General features: G+C 72.4%; 13 protein-coding genes. 2 read left to right on the forward strand and 11 right to left on the reverse strand.

The annotated features are described in order from the left end of the window. Nucleotides 1-13: 13 nt before the first annotated feature. Genes sbnB through G7Z13_RS01100 form a run of 4 tightly spaced genes read right to left on the reverse strand, consistent with a single transcriptional unit; the run spans nt 14 to nt 8,115 of the window. The gene (gene sbnB / locus G7Z13_RS01085; RefSeq protein WP_165995177.1) at nt 14-1,084 is read right to left on the reverse strand and encodes a 2,3-diaminopropionate biosynthesis protein SbnB; all 1,071 of its coding nucleotides are present in this window, start codon (nt 1,082-1,084) and stop codon (nt 14-16) included. After that, a complete protein-coding gene (locus tag G7Z13_RS01090) occupies nt 1,081-2,085 on the reverse strand; it encodes a TauD/TfdA family dioxygenase (protein ID WP_165995178.1) in 1,005 nt (334 codons plus the stop codon). Before G7Z13_RS01090 ends, sbnB begins: the two co-directional genes overlap by 4 nt. A gap of 54 nt (nt 2,086-2,139) precedes the next feature. After that, nucleotides 2,140-5,439, reverse strand: coding sequence for an amino acid adenylation domain-containing protein (locus tag G7Z13_RS01095; RefSeq protein ID WP_165995179.1), 3,300 nt, complete (start codon nt 5,437-5,439; stop codon nt 2,140-2,142). Nucleotides 5,440-5,496: 57 nt separating this feature from the next. Beyond that, complete coding sequence (locus G7Z13_RS01100) at nt 5,497-8,115, reverse strand: Pls/PosA family non-ribosomal peptide synthetase (protein ID WP_165995181.1); 2,619 nt, start codon at nt 8,113-8,115, stop codon at nt 5,497-5,499. Nucleotides 8,116-8,574: 459 nt separating this feature from the next. On the opposite strand from G7Z13_RS01100, the gene proP reads away from it, so the two are divergent. After that, the gene (gene proP / locus G7Z13_RS01105; protein ID WP_165995182.1) at nt 8,575-10,071 is read left to right on the forward strand and encodes a glycine betaine/L-proline transporter ProP; all 1,497 of its coding nucleotides are present in this window, start codon (nt 8,575-8,577) and stop codon (nt 10,069-10,071) included. Nucleotides 10,072-10,116: 45 nt separating this feature from the next. Here proP and G7Z13_RS01110 read toward each other — a convergent pair whose 3' ends face one another. The 3 genes from G7Z13_RS01110 to G7Z13_RS01120 all read right to left on the reverse strand — a co-directional run bounded on the left by G7Z13_RS01110 (nt 10,117) and on the right by G7Z13_RS01120 (nt 13,636). Continuing rightward, nucleotides 10,117-11,130, reverse strand: coding sequence for a pectate lyase (locus G7Z13_RS01110; protein ID WP_165995184.1), 1,014 nt, complete (start codon nt 11,128-11,130; stop codon nt 10,117-10,119). 16 nt (nt 11,131-11,146) lie between these two features. Further along, nucleotides 11,147-12,283 (reverse strand): hypothetical protein, encoded by a 1,137-nt coding sequence (locus tag G7Z13_RS01115; RefSeq protein WP_240926071.1) that lies wholly within the window; start codon nt 12,281-12,283, stop codon nt 11,147-11,149. A gap of 291 nt (nt 12,284-12,574) precedes the next feature. Next, nucleotides 12,575-13,636, reverse strand: coding sequence for an N-acetylmuramoyl-L-alanine amidase (locus G7Z13_RS01120; RefSeq protein WP_165995185.1), 1,062 nt, complete (start codon nt 13,634-13,636; stop codon nt 12,575-12,577). A gap of 627 nt (nt 13,637-14,263) precedes the next feature. Here G7Z13_RS01120 and G7Z13_RS01125 point away from each other — a divergent pair. After that, nucleotides 14,264-14,749, forward strand: coding sequence for a DUF6083 domain-containing protein (locus G7Z13_RS01125; RefSeq protein ID WP_165995186.1), 486 nt, complete (start codon nt 14,264-14,266; stop codon nt 14,747-14,749). A 77-nt stretch (nt 14,750-14,826) separates the two neighbouring features. Here G7Z13_RS01125 and G7Z13_RS01130 read toward each other — a convergent pair whose 3' ends face one another. From G7Z13_RS01130 to G7Z13_RS01145, 4 genes are all read right to left on the reverse strand, one after another. Continuing rightward, nucleotides 14,827-16,044, reverse strand: a complete 1,218-nt coding sequence (locus G7Z13_RS01130; protein WP_165995187.1) for an MFS transporter — start codon at nt 16,042-16,044, stop codon at nt 14,827-14,829. Nucleotides 16,045-16,188: 144 nt separating this feature from the next. Then, on the reverse strand, nt 16,189-16,371 hold the full coding sequence (locus tag G7Z13_RS01135) for a hypothetical protein (RefSeq protein ID WP_165995188.1): 183 nt from the start codon (nt 16,369-16,371) through the stop codon (nt 16,189-16,191). Between the two features lie 254 nt (nt 16,372-16,625). Beyond that, a complete protein-coding gene (locus G7Z13_RS01140) occupies nt 16,626-17,174 on the reverse strand; it encodes a phosphatase PAP2 family protein (protein ID WP_165995189.1) in 549 nt (182 codons plus the stop codon). 62 nt (nt 17,175-17,236) lie between these two features. Continuing rightward, nucleotides 17,237-18,241: a MerR family transcriptional regulator gene (locus G7Z13_RS01145; RefSeq protein WP_165995190.1), complete on the reverse strand. Its 1,005-nt coding sequence runs from the start codon at nt 18,239-18,241 to the stop codon at nt 17,237-17,239.

Consider the following 18,241-nt stretch of genomic DNA (forward strand, 5'->3'; position numbering starts at 1 on the left):
GGGACCGGTGGTCTCAGCCGTAGCGGCGCAGGTCGTGGAAGAAGTCGTCGATGAGCCGGAGGTCTCCCGCCCGGTCCACCTCGTCGTAGACGTACTTGCCGACGGCGAGGTCGAGGACGCCGAGACCGAACGGGGAGAAGATCACGGGTCGGTCGCGCGGCGGTGCGGCCCGCCCGAGCATCACGTCGTGGAGGGTGCCGTTGAGGAAGTCACGGTTCCCGGTGCGCTGTTCGACGAGGTGGGGGGAGGTGTCGGCCTTCAGGCAGTGCTCGACGTCGTCGACGAAGTTGGCCGAGCCGAGCAGGATCTCGACGGCGAGGTCCCGCAGGGAGACGTGCAGCACCAGCGGGTGGTGGTCGAACCACGTCGGTGTGGTGACGTGCGGCCGGCCGGCGACGGTCGCGAAGATCACCAGGTCGCTGGAGCGGATGAGGCGTTCGGGGCTGTCGTGGACGGTGACCGGCTCGTCCGCGCCGATCTGCCGCAGGTAGCCGCAGAATCCCTGGGCGGCGTCGGCGGACGTGTCGTGCACCCCGATCGCGTCGAAGGTCCAGCCCGTGCGGGCCAGGAAGGTGTGGATGTAGCGGGCGATCAGGCCCGTCCCGAAGAAGCCGACCCGGCGGGGGCGGGGCCGGTTGCGGCTCAGCCAGTCGGCCGCGAGGGCGGCGGAGGCGGCGGTCCGGCTGGCGCTGATGACGGAGCTCTCCAGGCAGGCGAACGGGTAGCCCGTCTCGGGATCGTTGAGGACGAGCACGGCGGAGGCCCGCGGCAGCCCGGCGTTCACGTTGTCCGGGAAGCTGGAGATCCATTTCAGGCCGTCCACGTGGATCGATCCGCCGAGGGAGGCGGGCAGCGCGATGATCCGTGCCCGGGGACGGTCGGGGAAGTTCAGGAAGTACGACGGCGGGTTGACCGACTGGCCCGCGCCGTGCAGCCGGTAGGTGGCCTCCACCAGCTCCACGAGCTGCTGCTCGCGGCCGGCCAGCGCCTGGTGCACCTGCTGACCGGAGATCACGGCGAACGTCGGCGCGGGCGCCCGGCCGTCGGCGGCCGCCTCGGTGGTCGAGGTGACGAGATCGGTCATCGCTCGCTCGCCTCCGGGATCGGGCGGCCGTCGGCCAGACGCCGCGGCTCGGCCATGCCGATGAGCACCCGGCGCTCCCCCGCGAACGCCTCCCGGCTGTGCGCGGTGCGGATGTTGTCCACGAGCAGCAGGTCCCCGTCCTGCCAGGGCTCGCGGCGGGTGTGCGCCTCGTACGTCGTGTTGAGCAGCCGTACGACGTCCTCGCCGATCGCAGTGCCGTCCCCGTAGCGGGTGTTGCACGGCAGTCCGTCCTCGCCGTACTCGTCCACCAGGTACTCGCGCACCTCGGGGGCCAGCGTCCACTCGTTGAGGAAGGCGATCTGGTTGAACCAGCAGCGCCGGCCCGTGAGGGGGTGCTGGACGACGGCGCTGCGGCGCTGCTCGGTGCGCAGGGTGCCGTCGGGCCGCCAGTCGAAGTCGATGGCGTGGGCCCGGCAGTAGCGTTCGATCTCGGCGCGGTCCTCGGTGCCGAACGACTGAGCGAGGGTGGCGCCGATCTCCTCGTTGTAGGTGCGGGTCAGGATCCAGCCCTCGCGCTCGAACCGGTCGGTCAGGTCGGCGGGCAGCGCCCGCAGGACCTGCTCCGCGTCGGCCAGCGCCGTGGCGCCGCCCTCCGCGGGCGCGGTCAGGCAGGCGCACAGCAGCAGACCGGGCACGTCCAGGGCGTAACTCAGCTCGTGGTGCATGCACATCGGCTGGTTGGCCGGCCAGGAGGCGGAGGAGTACAGCCCCGGACCGTGGGACTCCCGGGGCGCGAAGGCCTCCCGTTCCGTCATCAGCTCCCCGGCGAGCCGTGCGAAGACGGCACGGACCTGGTCCGCGTCCCGCAGGCCGAGGCCGCGCACGAGCAGTGCCCCGTGTTCGGTGACCTGGGCGCGCAGTGCCTCCCGGTACCGCGCCGCCCACGGTGCGGGGTCGGCGGGCGGGTCGACGTGCAGCAGCGCCGGTCTGTCCGGTCGCAGGCTGACGTCGAAGGGTGCTGCCAGGGACGAGGAGGTCATCTCGGTTTCCTTTCGTCATCCGTGCGGGACCGGCCGGGCGCGGAATGCCGAGGCTCAGCCGGAGGCCAGGGGTACGGCGGTCGTCAGGACGGCCTGTGCCGCCGCGGCCGGTCGGGTGCGCGGGAAGTAGTGGCCCCCGTCGGGCAGTTCGCACAGGTCGACGTGCTCGGCCAGGAGCTGCCAGTCCAGGTGGCGCCGGGCGTAGTCCCGCGTGTGCGGGTCGTCGGCGGCGACGACCACCGTGACCGGCGCGGACAGCCTCACCGGTGGCGGGGACTGCAGCGCGGCGCGGAGGTAGCGGTGCGCCAGGACGCAGTCGTGCCGGTAGGCCGCACCGATGTGTTCGGCGTGCCGTGCGTTGACCTCGGCGAGCTCCGGGTAGCCGCTGTCCTCGGCCAGCCGCGCCGCGATCTCTCGGTCGCCGCGCTGGGTCAGCTCGTCGATGGCGGCGCTCCGGTCGGTGGCGCTGCCGAGCAGTTGGGCACCGAGAAACACGCGCGTCACCCGGACGCCGCGTTCCTGGAGCCGTCTGGCCGTCTCCAGGGCGGGGGCGCAGCCCGACGAGTGGCCCCACAGCATGATTCGGGGCGTGCCGCGTGCGGTGATCTCCTCGGCGATGTCATCGGTGTTGTCCTGGGTGATCTCCTGGGTGATCTCCTCGGTGACCCGCTCGGCGATCCGGGCGATCGACGCGAAGGGCTCCGGGGTCGCGCCCAGGTCGTGGCCGGGCGGGTCCACCGCGAGGACCGCCACTCCGCTGCCCGCCAACGCGTCGGCCATGGGCTGGTAGTTGACCGCGTTGCCGCCCGCGTACGGGAAGCAGACCAGCACGCACTCCGGCGGGCCGGCCGTTTCGCACAGGGGCTGCAGCAGTCGGGGGCGCGGCCGTTCCCTGCCCTCCAGGAGGGCGGCCAGGTCGGCGAGGACCGGGTGCCGGGTGATGTCCTTCAGGGACACCGCGCGGTCGAGCGCCAGGGTGAGTCTGACGGCCGACAGGGAGGTGCCGCCGGATTCGAAGAAGTGACTCGTGGGGCCGATCAGATGCTCGGGCACGTCCAGCAGCGTGGCCCACACGGCGGCGAGCCGCCGCTCGGCGGGGCTGAGGGTTTCCGCGCCGGCGGTGTCCGGTGCGGTGGGCGGCGCCGGCCGTCCGGCCGCCTCGGTCAGGGCCTTGCGGTCGGTCTTCCCGTTGGCGGTCAGCGGAAGGCTCTCCCGCCAGTGGAAGGCCGAGGGGATCATGTACGCGGGGAGCACTGTCGCCAGCTCCTCGCGCAGGGCCTCGGGCCGCCGGCGGGTGCCGGTGTGGAAGGCGACCAGCTGGGCGCTCTCGCCGGCCCGCTCGACGACGACCACCGCGGCGTCCCGCACTCCGTCCACCCGCAGCAGGGCGTTCTCGATCTCGCCGATCTCGATGCGGAAGCCGCGGATCTTGACCTGGTTGTCCCGGCGTCCGAGGAACTCCAGCTTCCCGTCGGGGTGCCAGCGGCCCCAGTCACCGCCCAGGTACAGGCGTTCACCGGGCCGGTAGGGGTCGGCGCGGTAGGCCGCGCGGGTCCGCTCGGGGTCGTTGACGTAGCCCCGGCCGACGCACACCCCGGAGAACGCGATCAGGCCGGGGGCGCCCAGCGGCACGAGGGACAGCCGCTCGTCCACGAGGTAGACGTGGACGTTGTCGACCGGCCGGCCCAGCAGCACGCGGTCGGGTACGCCGTCCAGGAGTTCGTGGTTGGTGTCGTCGGACGTCTCGGTCAGTCCGTAGGCGTTGAGCAGGGGGACGTCCGGCTGGACGGCGAACCAGCGCTGGACGAGCTCCCGTTTGAGCGCCTCGCCGGTCACCGACACGTACCGCAGGTGGGGAAGCACGCGCGGCCGCTGTTCCAGGTGCGCGACCACGACCTCCAGGTAGGACGGCACGACCTGCGCGACGTTGACCCGGTCGCGGGCCAGGGTGTCCAGGAACCGTTCCACGTCCACGACCGCGTCCTGCCCGACCAGCACGGTGCGCCCGCCGACCAGCAGGGCGGCCACCAGCTGCCAGAGCGAGATGTCGAAGCACTGCGGGGCGGTCTGCGCGACCACGGACCCCTCGCCGATGCCCAGTGCGCCGATCTTGGCCCGCAGGTGGTTGAGCATGCCCGCGTGCTCGCACATCGCGCCCTTCGGCTCACCGGTGGACCCCGAGGTGAAGTAGATGTACGCCAGTTGATCGGCGTCGACGCGCACGCCGGGATCGGTGTCGGCGTGCCCTTCCGCGTACGCCGTCTCCATCAGCAGTCTCTCCGCCGGTACGGTGGTCAGCGCCGCGTCGAGGTGTCCGGTGCTGCCGGACGCGGCCAGGACGAGCCGGCACCCCGCGCGTTCCAGGGTCGCCGCGATGCGGTCGGCCGGGAAGTGCGGCTCGACCGGCAGGTAGACGCCGCCCGCCTTGAACACCGCCAGGGTGGCGGCCAGCCAGTCGAGGGTGCGTTCGGTGACGACGGCGACCACGTCCTCGCGGCCCAGCCCGCGGCGCAGGAGCGCCCACGCCAGCCGGTTCGCGCGCGCGTTCAGCTCGCCGTACGTCCACGCGTGCTCGCCGTGCACGGCCGCCACGGCCTCCGGGTGTGTGCGCGCCCGCTGCTCGAACAGCTGGTGGGGCCGTACGTCCGGTAGCGGGCGGCGGGGTCCGGCCAGTCCGTCGAGCTGTTCGCGCACCTCGTCGGCCGACAGCAGACTCTGCCGGGTGTGGTCGGCGTCGGGGTCGGCCGTCATCAGCTTGAGGGCCGCGAGGTGGTAGCCGCCGATCCGGGCGGCGCTCCCGGCGTCCAGGGCGTCCGTGCGGTACCGCAGGCGCAGCACCAGTCGCCCGCCCCGGTCGGACCAGCACACCCGCACGACGGCGTCGTCGTCGCGGTCCTGCTCGGCCGCCGACGGCCCGAACACCACGTCGTACGGGGGCTCGGTCAGGCCCAGTTCGTGCCGCAGTCGCGTCACCGGGAACTCCCGGTGTGCCAGTACCGCCGCCTCGGCGCGTTCGGCGGCCGACAGCAGGGCGCGCCACGGCCTGGGGGCGACGGACACACGGCACGGCAGGGGCTCGCCGCGCACTCCGGCGGTGTATCCGGTCACGACCTCCTGTTCACCGGACAGCGCGGCCAGGACCTTGGCGTGCGCCGCCAGCAGCAGCGCGCTGACGGGCACGCCGGACCGCGCCACCAGGTCCCGGACCGACCGGGTCACGTCGGGCGGGACCTCCACCTCGCGCTCGGCCGTTCCGGGGACCGGCCGGCGGACCCACCGCGGCACGGGGGTGACACCACCGGCGGTCAGCACACGGCTCCAGTAGTCCCGGTCCGCTTCCACGCGCGTTTCCATCGAAGGGCCTTTCTCACGTCGTGCTGTCTGCAGTGGGCTGCTCGCGGTGGCCGCCGCTCAGGTGCCGGCGGTCCGCCCGGCCCGGCCGTGGTCGCGGGCCGGGCCGGCGGGCTCCGGCATGTCCACGGCCGGGTTGCCGCCCCATCTCGCGTGCGGGGGGACTTCCTCGCCCTTCATGAGGAAGGAGTCGGCTGCCAGCACCGCACCGTCGCCCATGGTCACGCCGTAGTGGACGTAGGCGCCGACGCCGAGCGTGCAGCCGGCGCCGAGCGTGGTGCGGTCGGACTTGAACGTGCCGTCCTCCTGCGAGTGGCACTGGATCACGCTGCCCGCGTTGAGGGTGCAGTCGTCACCGATCGCGGCGAGGGTGCGTTCGGTGAGGAAGCAGCCGTCGTCGAACACTCCCCTGCCGACGCGCACGCCCAGCAGACGCCAGACGAGGCTCTTGAACGGCGTTCCGTTGAAGACGTTGAGGTAGAGGGCGGGCACCTTCCACAGGCGCTCCTGCAGCCAGAACGCCCGGTCGTAGATGGAGCACAGCTGGGGGCGCAGTTCCCTGAACGAGGTCACGCAGCGCTCGACCAGGACGAAGTACCCGGTGGTGAAGGCGAGCGCCAGCGGCAGGTACGCGGCGATCACCACGTGCCCGGCCGCGCCGTACAGGTCGGCGCAGACGAGGGCGAGCAGGGTGAGCGCGAACAGGTGGGTCCAGCGTACGAGCAGCATCAGGGCCATGGACCGGAGGTTGTAGCGGTTCTTCGCGGCGAGTCCGCGGCGCAGCGCGTCCCCCGTCCTGAGGTGGTCGAACCGCGCGTCACGCTCGACCGAGCGCGGTATCTCGAAGCTGGGCGAGCCGAGGAGGCCCACGCCTTCCCGGACCTCTCCGTCCAGGGGAACGAGCACCTTGGTCGCGAGGAGGCAGTTCTCGCCCGTCCTGCCGCCGACGGGGTAGACGACGTCGTTGCCCAGGAAGTTGCGCGGCCCGATCGACACGCGGGACAGCCGGAAGGACGTGCTGGAAAATTCCGCGTTGAGCACGGAGAGCCCGTCCGCCACCATGGTTCCGCTGCCGACGGAGACGAGGAGCGGGGTCTCGTGCCGCACCTCGGTGCCGAAGTTCGAGCCGGTCTGCACGACGCGTGACAGGTCGTATCCGAGTGCCCGCAGGTAGGGCACGATGTAGGAGCTGTCGCCGAAGAGCCACGCGAAGAACTTGACGTTCGTCAGGCGAACCGTCACCTGGTGCAGCGCGTAGTGGATCCCGTAGAGCGGGTAGACCCGGCCCGGCCGGACGGCCAGGCTCAGCAGGCGCGGAACGGCGCACAGGGCCGCGACGCCCACGGCGACGAAGCCGAGGGACAGCGCCAGGGAGAGGACGAGTGCGTCGGCGATCAGCTCCGGCCGGGCCGACATGACGGTGCGCGGGTCGAGCCGTTCACCGAGGGCCGGAACCTCGGTGAACAGCATGTACGTCCCCCCGACGCCGAACGGCAGGTACAGGAAGATCCACTGAAGCAGTGTCAGGACGCCGAACCAGGCCCGCCGTGCGGTGCCGCAGCGGGCCGGTGTGATCCGCAGGTAGTCGGTCTGTGTGGGCTCGGCCGGAGACCCGTGCCAGTGCTCGCCGTCCGGGACCCGTTGGAAGCGGTGGAGGGCCGAGGAGTGGCCGAGCTGCGCTCCGTCGCCCATCGAGGTGTCGATGTCCAGGACGGTTCGCTCGCCGACGAACACGTCGCGGCCGAGCGTGACCCGGCCGGTCTGGATGCGTCCGGCGTGGGCCCGGTAGCCGAGGAAGAACGACGTCCGGTGGATCACCGTGCCGGCCCCGATGGTCACCAGGTCGGTGCAGACGGGGACGGAGCGGGAGAGGATCGTGACGTGCCTGCCGATCCGGGCGCCGAGGCAGCGCAGGTACAGCACGTACAGCGGGGTCCCGACGAGGAAGACCATCGGATTCGCGTGCAGCAGCACCCTGACGAGCCACAGACGCGCGTACGCCAGGCCCCACACGGGGAACTCCGCGGGCTTCCACCGGCCGACGAGCACCCATTTCGCGACGACCGGGAACACGCACAGGGCGACGAAGCCGCCCCCTCCGAAGACCAGCGACCGCCAGTAGACACCGCCGATGCCCGACCCGGCGGCGACCCACTCGTATCCGCGCGCGGTGACGAACCCGGTGACCAGGGAGTATCCCAGGAACACCAGCACCTGGAACGTCCCGCACACCCGCTGCCGGACACGGCTCGTGCGCGGTATCTCCGCCGGTGGCGGCGGCACGGGTGTCGCCGGGGCCGACGGGGAGACCTGGTGTGCGCCACTGTCGGCCGGGGCGGCGGCCGCGCGGGCGGGCGCGGTGACGGTGGCGGGGGCGGTGTCCCCGAGCCCCGCCGCGAGGCTGCGGATGGTGGGGTTGCGGTAGATGTCCCTCATGGACGGCGAGGGCAGGTCCGGTCTCTTGCGCACCCGGGCGCAGAACTGCGCCATCACCAGGGAGTTGGCGCCGAGATCGGTGAAGAAGTGACTGTCGACGGGAACGTCCTCGGCACCCACGATCTCGGCCAGAACGGCCGCGAGTTCCCTCTCGGTCTCGCGTCCGGCCGGGCCGGTCTCGCGCGTGCCCACAGCGGATTCGTCCGGCCCCGTCATGGGCGCCTTGGATGAAGTTTCCGCCATGCGCTCTCCTGGAGGACACGTGGGCGTCAGGGCCATGGGACGGGAGGAGACGGTCCGGACTCCTCGGGCGGCGGACAACGGCCTCGCCGCATTCCGGTCGACGGTGCGAAGCCTTACGTGTCCGAGCACGCGCCGCCTTTCCCAGTCTGGCCAGGCACGCACCAGGTCGCCACTTCCCAGGGCTCGCAGCACGGTGGAAAGACGCGTCGCCGGGTGCTGGTCCCTTGGTTTCCGCGCGGTTCGGCGGTGCGCCGCGGTTCACCCGAATGGCGGACTTTCCCCGCCGCCCCAGGGACACGGCCGCACCGCTTTTACGCCCTCTGCGCGCAATTCTCGGCCGTCGGGAGCTCGCCGGCCACGCACCGCGATCACCTGGACCCGGAGCGAGAAGATCCGTTTGAGGGGGCGAGAAGTGCGCAGAAGACCAGCCGGTAGTTCACCGGCGAAAGGATCACTGTCATGGCGGCGACCGACAACGACGAGTCGGTGGAGCCCGCCGCGGTCAGGCGCCACAGGGTGCTGTTCCGCGCGATCGAGAAGCGGCGCAACCCGAAGCTGCGCCGCAGCGACATCACCGTCACCGACGAAGCGGCCGTGAAGCGGGCCACGAAGGCCGCCGCCCTCGGCAACGCGATGGAGTGGTACGACTTCGGGATCTACAGCTATCTCGCGGTGACGCTGGGAAAGGTCTTCTTCCCGTCCGGCAACGACACCGCGCAACTGCTCAGCTCCTTCGCGACGTTCGCGGTCGCCTTCCTGGTGCGGCCCCTGGGCGGCATGGTGTTCGGACTGCTCGGCGACAAGATCGGCCGCAAGCGCATCCTCTCGGTCACCATGATCATGATGGCGGTGGGCACCTTCGCCATCGGCCTCATCCCGTCGCACGCCAGCATCGGGCTGTGGGCGCCGGCCCTGCTGATCCTCTTCCGGATGGTGCAGGGGTTCTCCACCGGCGGTGAGTACGGTGGCGCCTCGACGTTCATCGCTGAGTACGCGCCCGACAAGCGGCGCGGCTTCTTCGGCAGCTTCCTGGAGTTCGGCACGCTCGCCGGGTACGTCGGCGCGTCCGGACTCGTGGTGCTGCTGACCAGTTTCCTCACCGAGGCGCAGATGCTGGACTGGGGCTGGCGCGTCCCGTTCCTGCTCGCGGCGCCGCTCGGCTTCATCGGCCTGTACCTGCGGCTGCGGCTGGACGAGACGCCCGCCTTCCAGAAGCTGGAGGGCGGCCAGGTCCGGACGAGCGAGGCGGCGGACGCCGTGCAGACCTCGGCGACCGGCGACCTCGGCAAGATCTTCACGCGCTACTGGCGGCCGCTGCTGCTGTGTGTCGCGCTGGTCGCCGCGTACAACATCACGGACTACATGCTGCTGTCGTACATGCCGACGTACCTGTCCGACGAGCTCGGCTACGGCACCAACCACGGCCTGCTGATCCTGCTCGGCGTGATGGTCCTCCAGATGTGCCTGATGAACCAGGTGGGACGCCTTTCGGACCGCTTCGGGCGCAAGCCGCTGCTGATGACGGGGATGCTCGGCTTCCTTTTCCTCTCCGTGCCGTCCTTCCTCCTCATCCGGCAGGGCGACGTCGTCCTCATCACGGCGGGCCTGCTCCTGCTCGGGCTGTCCCTGGTGACGATGCTCGGCACGATGTCCTCGGCGCTTCCGGCGATCTTCCCGACCCAGGTCCGCTACGGCTCGCTGTCGGTCGCCTACAACCTCTCCACGTCCCTCTTCGGCGGCACCACTCCCCTGGTGATCACCGCGCTGATCAGCGCCTTCGACACGAACCTCATGCCGGCGTACTACGCCATGGGCGCCGCGGCCGTGGGTGTCGTCGCCGTGCTGTGCATGAAGGAGACCGCCAACCAGCCGCTGGCCGGTTCCCCGCCCTGCGTCGAGACGGAGGCGGAGGCCGCGCGGCTCGTCGAGGCGCAGTCGCCCGCTCCCCGGTTCTGACCGGCCGGCGGGGGCGGCCGCCCTCGGGCGAGCCGCCCCCGCGGCTCACAGGCCGATGGTTCCCGGACCCGCCCCGCGCATCACGGTCTCCTTGACCGTGCGCGGGTCGTCGACCGTGTAGGTGTAGTAGTCGGCCGGGTTCTCGACGCTGCCGCCGGTGACCGGTTCGCCGGTGTCGCCGGCGAACACGTTGTTGCGTTCGACGAGGTTGCCCTCGGGTCCCGAGTAGCTGTTGGTCATGGGTTCCTCGACGTCCTCGAAGTAGTTGCCCTCGACGAAGCAGCCCGAGTCCGCGTTGCAGGCCGGGCCGGTGTCGCTGTTGTCGAGGAAGTAGTTGTTGTAGATGTGCACCGGATCGCCGAAGCGGGTGCGGGGATTGCGCTGCGGGGTGCGGTCGTACCAGTTGTGGTGGTAGGTCACCTTCAGCCGGCCGGTGTCCTGGGCTGCGTTCTTGTCGGAGTGGCCCAGCAGCATGTTCTTGGTGTGGTGGTGGGTGTGGTTCCAGGACACGGTGATGTAGCTGGCGCCCCGCTTGATGTCGATCAGCCCGTCGTAGCCGGCGGACAGGTCGTTGTGGTCGATCCAGATGTGGTGCGAGAACATCTGGACGTTGAGGGAGTCGTCACTGGCGTTCTTGAACGTCAGGTTGCGGATGATGACGTTGTGCACGGCGTTCGCGGGCGGCGAGGTGACGCTGTCGCTCGCGGGCAGGCCGATGTTGAGGCCTCCGCCGGAGATGCCGGAGCTCGCGCCGACACCGACGATCGTCTTGTCGGAGCTGACGTCGTACATGCCGGCGGGCAGCGTGATCATGCCGTTGACCCGGACGATCCGCGGGCCTTCGGCCTTGATGGCGGCGATGAGGTCCGCGGCGGTGGAGACGGTCACGGTCGGACCGCCCGCTCCGCCGGTGGTGCCGCGCTGTCCCCACGCGTCGACGCTCGCGAAGCCGGTGGGCGCGGATTCCGCCGGCACGGCGGGGGTGGCGGGCGCGGGAGCGGCGGCCGTCGCGGCCAGGGCGGCCAGGGCCGTGAGGAGGACGGTTCCTGAACGGTGCATCGTGGGCCTCCCGGGTTCAGGCGATCCTGCCGACACCCACGCCGGCCGGGACGATGGTGGGCACGGTGGACGGGGCGTCGAGGGTGTAGGCGTAGAAGGTGCGCGGCTCGATCACGGTGCCCAGCGTCTGCGGTGCCCCGGAGTCGACGTACAGGTTGTTGCGTTCGACCACGCGGCCGGGGCCGCTGTCGTCGTAGCCGGAGTAGATCGGGTTGATCTCGGTGAGGGCGATGCCGATGCGCGGCGAGTCGGCGCCCGCGTACCGGTCGAGCTGGTTGCGGACCTCGCGCAGTTCGCCGGGCAGCCTGGTCAACCGGGTCATGGCGGCCTCGGCGGTGGTGTCGGCGCCGCCCGCGTACCAGTGGACGCTGACGAAGTCGATGACGTCGGTGGCCTGGGAGAGCACGGTGTGGTTCCAGTCGCCCGCGTCGCCTTCGCCGACGACGCCGTCCGGCCAGTGGCCCGGAGTGGTGAGCACCGCACCGATCTTGACGGTCGGGTCGACGGCCTTCATGGCCTTGGCGTACGCGCGGACCTGGCGGGCGTACTCGCGGGGGCTCTTGTCCTCGTGCTCGTCGTGCTCCCAGCCGCTGCCGTAGTGGCCGTTGCCGTAGATCTCGTTGCCGATCTCCCAGTACTTCGCGTCGTAGTCCTTGGTGACGTTCGCGTACCGGACCCAGCCGGCCGCCTCCTCGGGCGTCCCGGAGCCGTAGTTGGCGATGAGGATCGGCTGCGCCCCGGTGGCGCGGACCGTGCCCATGAAGGCGTCGAAGCCGGTGCCCGGGGCGACGTATCCGCCGGGCGCGGTGTGCGTCTCCCAGCGGTAGATGTCGGCGTACGAGCCGCCCGGGTAGCGCATCGCCCCGACGTCGGCGGCCTTCATCAGGGTGGCGACCTCGGGGTCGTTCATGTGGGCGTCCCAGATGGCGGCGTTGACGCCGCGGGCGACGTCGGAGAGCCGGCCCAGCGCCGCCTGGGTGTTGACCCGGACGGTGGCGTCCGCGGCGGCGGCCTGCGGCGCGGCGGACGCGGGGCCGGTGCCCGCGAGCGGGGACAGCAGGGCCGCCGCGGCGGCGAGGACGGTCGCGGTGCGCGCGAGCGGGCGGGGGCCGCCGGTGCGGGCGGGCCGGCCGGGTCTGTGCGGTAAGGACATGGGAGTCTCCCTGGAAGCCGGGGCGCGGGCAGCGGTGAGGCCGGTGGCACGGACAGCGGTGCGTGCGTACGCGGGTACGTGAATACGTGCGTGCGGGGCGGCGGCGTACGGAAGGTCCCGCCGTCGCATGGGAGCGCTCCCATGATGGGAGCGGTGTGATGTTCTGTCAACGCGTGCGCACGACGGTCCGCGCCCGGTCCCCCGGCCTGAACCGGAGCACCGGGCGCGGTGTGTCAGGGGTGCGTCAGGGGTGCGTGCGTAGGACGGGCCGGGCGGGCTCGCCGGGCCGCCTCACTCCTTCCACACCAGGGCGGTCAGTACGGCCGTCTCGACCGTGACCGGGGTGTCCTGGGTGTTGAGGAGCCGTACCCGCATCCCGCGTCCGGGTCCGATGCGCTTGACCAGGGGCAGGACGCCGAAGGTGTCGCCGCTGGTGCCGACCAGTTCGTGGATGGGGTGGTCCTGGACCAGTTCGTCGCCCTCGAACTCCGACATGCGCACCTGCACGCTCCGGCCCGCCCCGAGACCGGAGACGCGCAGGCTCAGGGAGCCGGAGAAGCGGCAGGCACCGCGGGCCCACACGCTGCCGCCGCTGGCGTGGTCACCGGTCTCGTCGGTCCACTCCCGGGGGAACTCGACGGAGTTCCAGCCGCCCGGGTCGAGCGTGTAGGGCGCGGCGATGCCGAGGTTGACGTACTGGGGCATGGGGTCGTCGTCTCCTTCCCACCGGCCCGCCGGGAGTGCCAGGCAGGCCGCGAGGTCGCTGCGGAAGTCCTTCATGTCGAAGCCGCGGGGGTCGGGCTTCCAGTCGCTCCACTCCAGATGGCCGATGGCGCTCTTCGCACTCCAGCCGTGCGCCCGGCAGATCGCGGCGGCGGCCCTGACCATGGCGAGGTACTGGACGCGGGGCCAGCGGTCGGTGCCGTCGCCCTTGTTCTCGCACTCGAAGCCGTAGAAGTGGGCGTTGCCGTCGACGGATCCCGCGCTGCCCTGATGCTCGTTGGTGCGGGGCGGGTAGGCACCGTACGACTCGTTCCTGACGGCGGTGAGGACGTCGGGGTCTCCCCCGCCGGCGTGGTTGGCGCGGCCGTTGCCGGTGAGGTGGACGGTGCCGTCCTTGGTGATGCAGCCGGTGGAGAGCGGGCCCGGAAGGTTCGCGTGGCCGCCGTAGATCAGGTCGACGACGTCGGCGCCGGGGCGCGTGGCGGTGTGATGGATCATGACGCCGTGGACGGGGCCCCAGGCGCCGACATGGTTGCGGTTGTTGGTGCGCCAGGAGCGGACCTCGCGGACGTCACAGCCCTCGGCCCGCAGCGCCGAGAGCAGCCGGTCGGCACTGAGCGGGGAGGCCATCACCCACGCTCCGACCGCGTCGGGAGGACGGGCGCGTGAACAGGGGGGCGACAGGTGCGGGAGGGACTGTCGCCGCTGTCCGGAAATGACCTCATGTCACCGTTGCGGGGGGAGTTCCCGGCCAAAGCCGATAAGACCGGAGACGGGTGACTGTCACCCTTCTGGGTGAAAATGCTGTCGACGCCTGTGCGGCGGCGCTGTGGGGTGAGGGAACGGGTGGGTCGGTGGACGTCCTGTTTCCGCTGGTGGAGGACGCCGTCGCCAGGGTGGGGCCCCATGATCACTCTCCGATCGGGTGTGGCTGGGCCTAGCGCGGTGGAACGCTGATGACTGCGATACCGAGACGTGTCGGAAGCGTCCAGACTGATTCCGGCCGCCCGTCGGACGGTCTCGACGCGCTTGATCCGGGCCCGCGCCCTGCCCCTGCCCCTCCCCTGCCTCCCCTCTCCCCCTCCCCTCCGCTGCGCACCGCACCGCACCGCACCGAGCGTCCGTCCCGCCCCGTCCGCCGCGCGTGAACGCCCCGCGCCCCTTCCTCGCGCCCCACCCGCGCGCTGTGCCCGCGTGCCCCCGGCACGCCCGGTTCGCGCCCTACCCGAACCGGGCGCGACGACGGACGCTCGGTCCATGGGGCATACACCGCACCCGAGCATCGTCCCGCCGCCCGGTCCCGACGCCCACCGGCACGCGCCCGCAGTGCCGCAGCCGTGGGAGAAGGCCGACCGCGCGCAAGCCGCCCTCGACGGCGCGACCGGGCCCGAACCCCCCGGCCCGCCGCGCTGCCCGCACTGCGGCCTCACCGGCGAGCGCCGCCCCACCTACACCGGGCAGCACGTCCTCCTCGAACCCCGGCTGGTCGTGCCGTCCCATCTCGTCCCCGGCGGGCACCGCTGGCACGTCGACCGGACCGGCGTCGCCTGGAACGGCGGCCTCAACGAGCCCCGCACCGGCGAGACCTGCCGGATCCCGCACCAGCTGGCCTGCCCGGGACTCACCCTGGACGAGCTGAAGCCCTGGCGGTGGTTGACCTCGGTCCGCGACCACAACGCCGCCCTGGCGCGGCAGCGGGCGGACGCGGAAGGGGTCCCGGACACCTGGCCGGACGCGGGGTGAACCCCGCGTGACGCGCGCCGCCCGCCCCGGCGCGGTGGGAGGGCGCACCAGGCGGCGTCATGCGGGACAGGCGCGCCTCAAGGGCCGCCCTGGCGGGCGCCGCTGGTCTCCGCCGCCGGTACCGGGCGGCGCAGCAGGTAGACGCCCGCGGCCGACACCACCAGGGCCATGCAGGCGATGAAGACGAGCCCGGCGCCTTCGAGGCCGATCGGGCCGACCAGGAGGCCGACGCCGATGACGGGCACCGAGATACCCGTGTAGGCGATCACGAACAGCGCCGAGATGACCGCCGCGCGCCGGTCGGCGTCGGAGGCCTGGGCCACGGCGGACACGGCGCCGCGGAAGGCGAGTCCCTGGCCGACGCCGCCGACGAGCGCGCTGAGGACGACCAGGGGCAGCAGGTTCCAGTGCAGGGCGCCCGCCAGCAGGGCGAGGCCGCCGAGGAGCGCGGCGCAGCCGAGGGGCAGTGAGCGGGCCGTGCCGGCCCGGCCGACGGCCAGTTGCCCGGCGGTGGAGGCGAAGAAGGCGAGCGCGACGACCAGCCCGCTGACCGCGCGGTTGTGCACGTCGAGGGAGTGCGCGAGGAAGGACGGGCTGACGGAGGTGAAGACGCCGAAGAGGGCGAAGCCCACGAAGGAGGCGGCGGCCGCCGGTCCGAACACCGCCCGCACGCGCGGGGGCAGGTCGGGCCGTTGGGGGCGTACGGCGCTGACGGGCCGCCGTTCCCGCACGGTCTCGGTGAGCCGCAGCAGGACGGCGACCGAGCAGGTCACCAGGGCGAGGTGGACGACGAACGGCAGGTACAGCGGCCAGGGGGCGTACTGCGCGAGCACCCCGGCGAGCAGGGGACCGCAGCCCAGTCCGCCCATGTTGGCGGCGGTGGCCACGAAGGTGGCCCGCGAGGTGCCGCCGCGCGGGGCCAGTTCCATCACGTACGCCGTGGCGGCCCCGGTGAACAGGCCCGCGGACAGCCCCGACAGCAGCCGTCCCGCGTACAGCCAGCCCAGCGCGGTGGCGCACAGGAAGCAGACGGCGCTGGCGGCCGCGAAGCCGAGGCCCCACAGCAGCACCGGGCGCCGGCCCACGGCGTCCGAGGCGTTGCCGGCCAGCAGCAGGATGCCGATGACTCCGACGGCGTAGACCGCGTAGACGACGGTGACCGTGAGTTCGGAGAAGTCGAACTTGTCCTGGTAGAGGCCGTAGAGGGGGGTCGGCAGGGTGGTGCCGACCATGCACACGGCGAACACCGCCCCGCTGAGCAGGCACTGGCGCCAGCCTTGACGATCACCGTCCATACCGCCGACCGTAACCTCGGCCGCCTCCGTGCGGCACGCCGAACCTACGTCCTTCACCCGCGCGTACGGCAGTACGGCGGTCACCGTCGCGTTCGCACGGCCGTACGGCGGTCGTCGCCCGCGTGCGCGGCCGTACGGCGGCGGTCAGCGGCCGGTGCCGGCCGAGGCGGCGCGGACGAGGCCGTCCAGCCAGGCCTGGTGGCCCTTGAGCATCGGGGTCGGGAGCTGCCGGGCCAGTTCGGCGGCGGGGCGGCCGCGCTGGGTCTCCTGGGTGAGGACGCGGACCCGGCCGCCGGGCAGGTCCTCGACCAGCCAGGCGCGCAGCACCTCCGGCCGCTCCTCGGGGCCGCCGTCCTGCCGTGCCGTCCAGGACAGGCGGCCGGGAACCGGTCGGCTTCCCGGCCGTACGCACCCAGCACGCCCAGGTCGTCGAGTACCAGTCCCCGGCCGACGGGGCGGCGGGCCGGTGCTGAAGGACGATGCCGTCTTCACCTTCGACCGTAGGCGCGACCCTGACCGGAGCACGGGCAGCGGTGCCGGTGCGGCCCGTGCGTGACGCGGTGGGAGCACTCGCCCGGCGGCTAGAGCACGTAGTGCCGGATCAGGCGGGGAACGCGGCGGACGAACCAGGCGCCGGCCAGGCCGACGACCGCACCGGCGGCGACATCGCTCGGGTAGTGGGCTCCGGACTGCACGCGTTCGACGGCCACCATGGCGGCCGGAATCGCGCACAGCGCGCCCACGAGGGGCCAGGTCGGAGCGACGGCGGTGCTGAACGCGACCGCCGCCGCGGTGTGCCCGGAGGGGAAGGACGACGAGTCCGGGCGATCCTCCACCTCGTCGTGCGGAATGCACTCCTTGGGCGGGCGGCGCCGGTCCACCAGCTGTTTGCCCACGCCGTTGGAGACCAGCTGGGCCACCGCCACGGAGGCCACTCCCGCGACGGCAGCCGTACGGCCGCGCCGCCCGCCCTTCCAGGCCAGCACCACGGCGGCGCCGCACCACAGTTTGCTGCCCTCCGCCATCTCCTCCACGGCGGACAGCATCTGGTGCAGGCGGGGCGAGGCGCCGGCGGCGATCCGCTCGGTCAGCCGCCGGTCCGCCTGTTGAACATCTGCCAGCAAGCTCATGACCTGCGGGTTTCCCGCCGATCAGCGATCATGCCCGGGACTTCGGGCACAGCGCGACGGTGTCATCCCGTGTCGCGCAGCCGCAGCAGATACGCCGCGGTCAGGGCCACCGCGGGGTCGGTGTCGCGGGACAGCTCGGCGAGGGCGTGGAACGCCCTCTCCCCCGGGATGCCCGCCAGCGCCTGGGTCAGCCGTCCGCGCGCGGGCGGTTCGGTGGTGTCCCGGGCGAGGCGGCCGGAGAGCGCGGTGGCGATCCGGTCCGCCGTCGCGGTGTCGCCGGCCAGGACGCTCAGCGCGTCCGCGGCTTCGGTGTCGTTGCGTCCCGCCACGATCATGTCGATGAGTGTGGGGACCGCGTCGGCCACGCCGCGTGCCCCGAGCGCCAGCGCCGCGTGCCCGCGGACGGCGGCGTCGGGGTGCGCGAGGGCGTCGCGCAGGTATCCGGCGGCCCCGGCGCCGGGCATTTCCACCAGGGCCCGCACGGCACGTTCGCGCACCGCGGCCTCCGGGGCGGCCAGGCCCTCGGCCAGCAGTGCCGCGGCATCGTCGCCCGATCGTGCCAGCGCCCATCGGAGGGCCCCGGCGACGTTCGGCTCGCTCTCGCTCAGTACCGCCTCGACCAGTGCCTCCACCGGTACCGGGACCTCGTCTCCGGAGGCGAGGGCGGCGCGCTGGCGTGCCTGGGCGTTCTTCGATCCCAGGGCGTGCAGGAGCGCGACGGTCTGGAGGACGTCCTCCCAGGCGTCGGGGTCCGCGGCGGAGATCCGGTGCAGCCGCGTCAGCAGTTCGGTCTCCGCGGCGATGCGCTCGCGGGTCCGGCGGATGAGGTCGTCGACGAGCGCGGCGGGGGTGAAGCCGGGGTCGTGCAGCGCGCGGCCGATCTCGCGCAGCGACAGTCCCAGCGACCGCAGGCTCTCGATGTGGAAGATCCGCTGGATGTCCTCCGCCGAGTACTCCCGGTAGTTGGAGCCGGTACGGCCCGAAGGACTCACCAGACCGAGCGACTCGTAATGCCGGAGCATGCGGGCACTGACCCCGGACCGTCGCGCCACCTCACCGATCAACAC

Origin of the sequence: Streptomyces sp. JB150, from assembly GCF_011193355.1 — a bacterium.
Classification (GTDB): domain Bacteria; phylum Actinomycetota; class Actinomycetes; order Streptomycetales; family Streptomycetaceae; genus Streptomyces.

What these genes read in the sequence shown, in the direction of transcription:
- sbnB (WP_165995177.1), bottom strand. Translation starts at nt 1,084, where the DNA reads ATGACCGATCTCGTCACCTCGACCACCGAGGCGGCCGCCGACGGCCGG.
- G7Z13_RS01090 (WP_165995178.1), bottom strand. Translation starts at nt 2,085, where the DNA reads ATGACCTCCTCGTCCCTGGCAGCACCCTTCGACGTCAGCCTGCGACCG.
- G7Z13_RS01095 (WP_165995179.1), bottom strand. Translation starts at nt 5,439, where the DNA reads ATGGAAACGCGCGTGGAAGCGGACCGGGACTACTGGAGCCGTGTGCTG.
- G7Z13_RS01100 (WP_165995181.1), bottom strand. Translation starts at nt 8,115, where the DNA reads ATGGCGGAAACTTCATCCAAGGCGCCCATGACGGGGCCGGACGAATCC.
- proP (WP_165995182.1), top strand. Translation starts at nt 8,575, where the DNA reads ATGGCGGCGACCGACAACGACGAGTCGGTGGAGCCCGCCGCGGTCAGG.
- G7Z13_RS01110 (WP_165995184.1), bottom strand. Translation starts at nt 11,130, where the DNA reads ATGCACCGTTCAGGAACCGTCCTCCTCACGGCCCTGGCCGCCCTGGCC.
- G7Z13_RS01115 (WP_240926071.1), bottom strand. Translation starts at nt 12,283, where the DNA reads ATGTCCTTACCGCACAGACCCGGCCGGCCCGCCCGCACCGGCGGCCCC.
- G7Z13_RS01120 (WP_165995185.1), bottom strand. Translation starts at nt 13,636, where the DNA reads ATGGCCTCCCCGCTCAGTGCCGACCGGCTGCTCTCGGCGCTGCGGGCC.
- G7Z13_RS01125 (WP_165995186.1), top strand. Translation starts at nt 14,264, where the DNA reads ATGGGGCATACACCGCACCCGAGCATCGTCCCGCCGCCCGGTCCCGAC.
- G7Z13_RS01130 (WP_165995187.1), bottom strand. Translation starts at nt 16,044, where the DNA reads ATGGACGGTGATCGTCAAGGCTGGCGCCAGTGCCTGCTCAGCGGGGCG.
- G7Z13_RS01140 (WP_165995189.1), bottom strand. Translation starts at nt 17,174, where the DNA reads ATGAGCTTGCTGGCAGATGTTCAACAGGCGGACCGGCGGCTGACCGAG.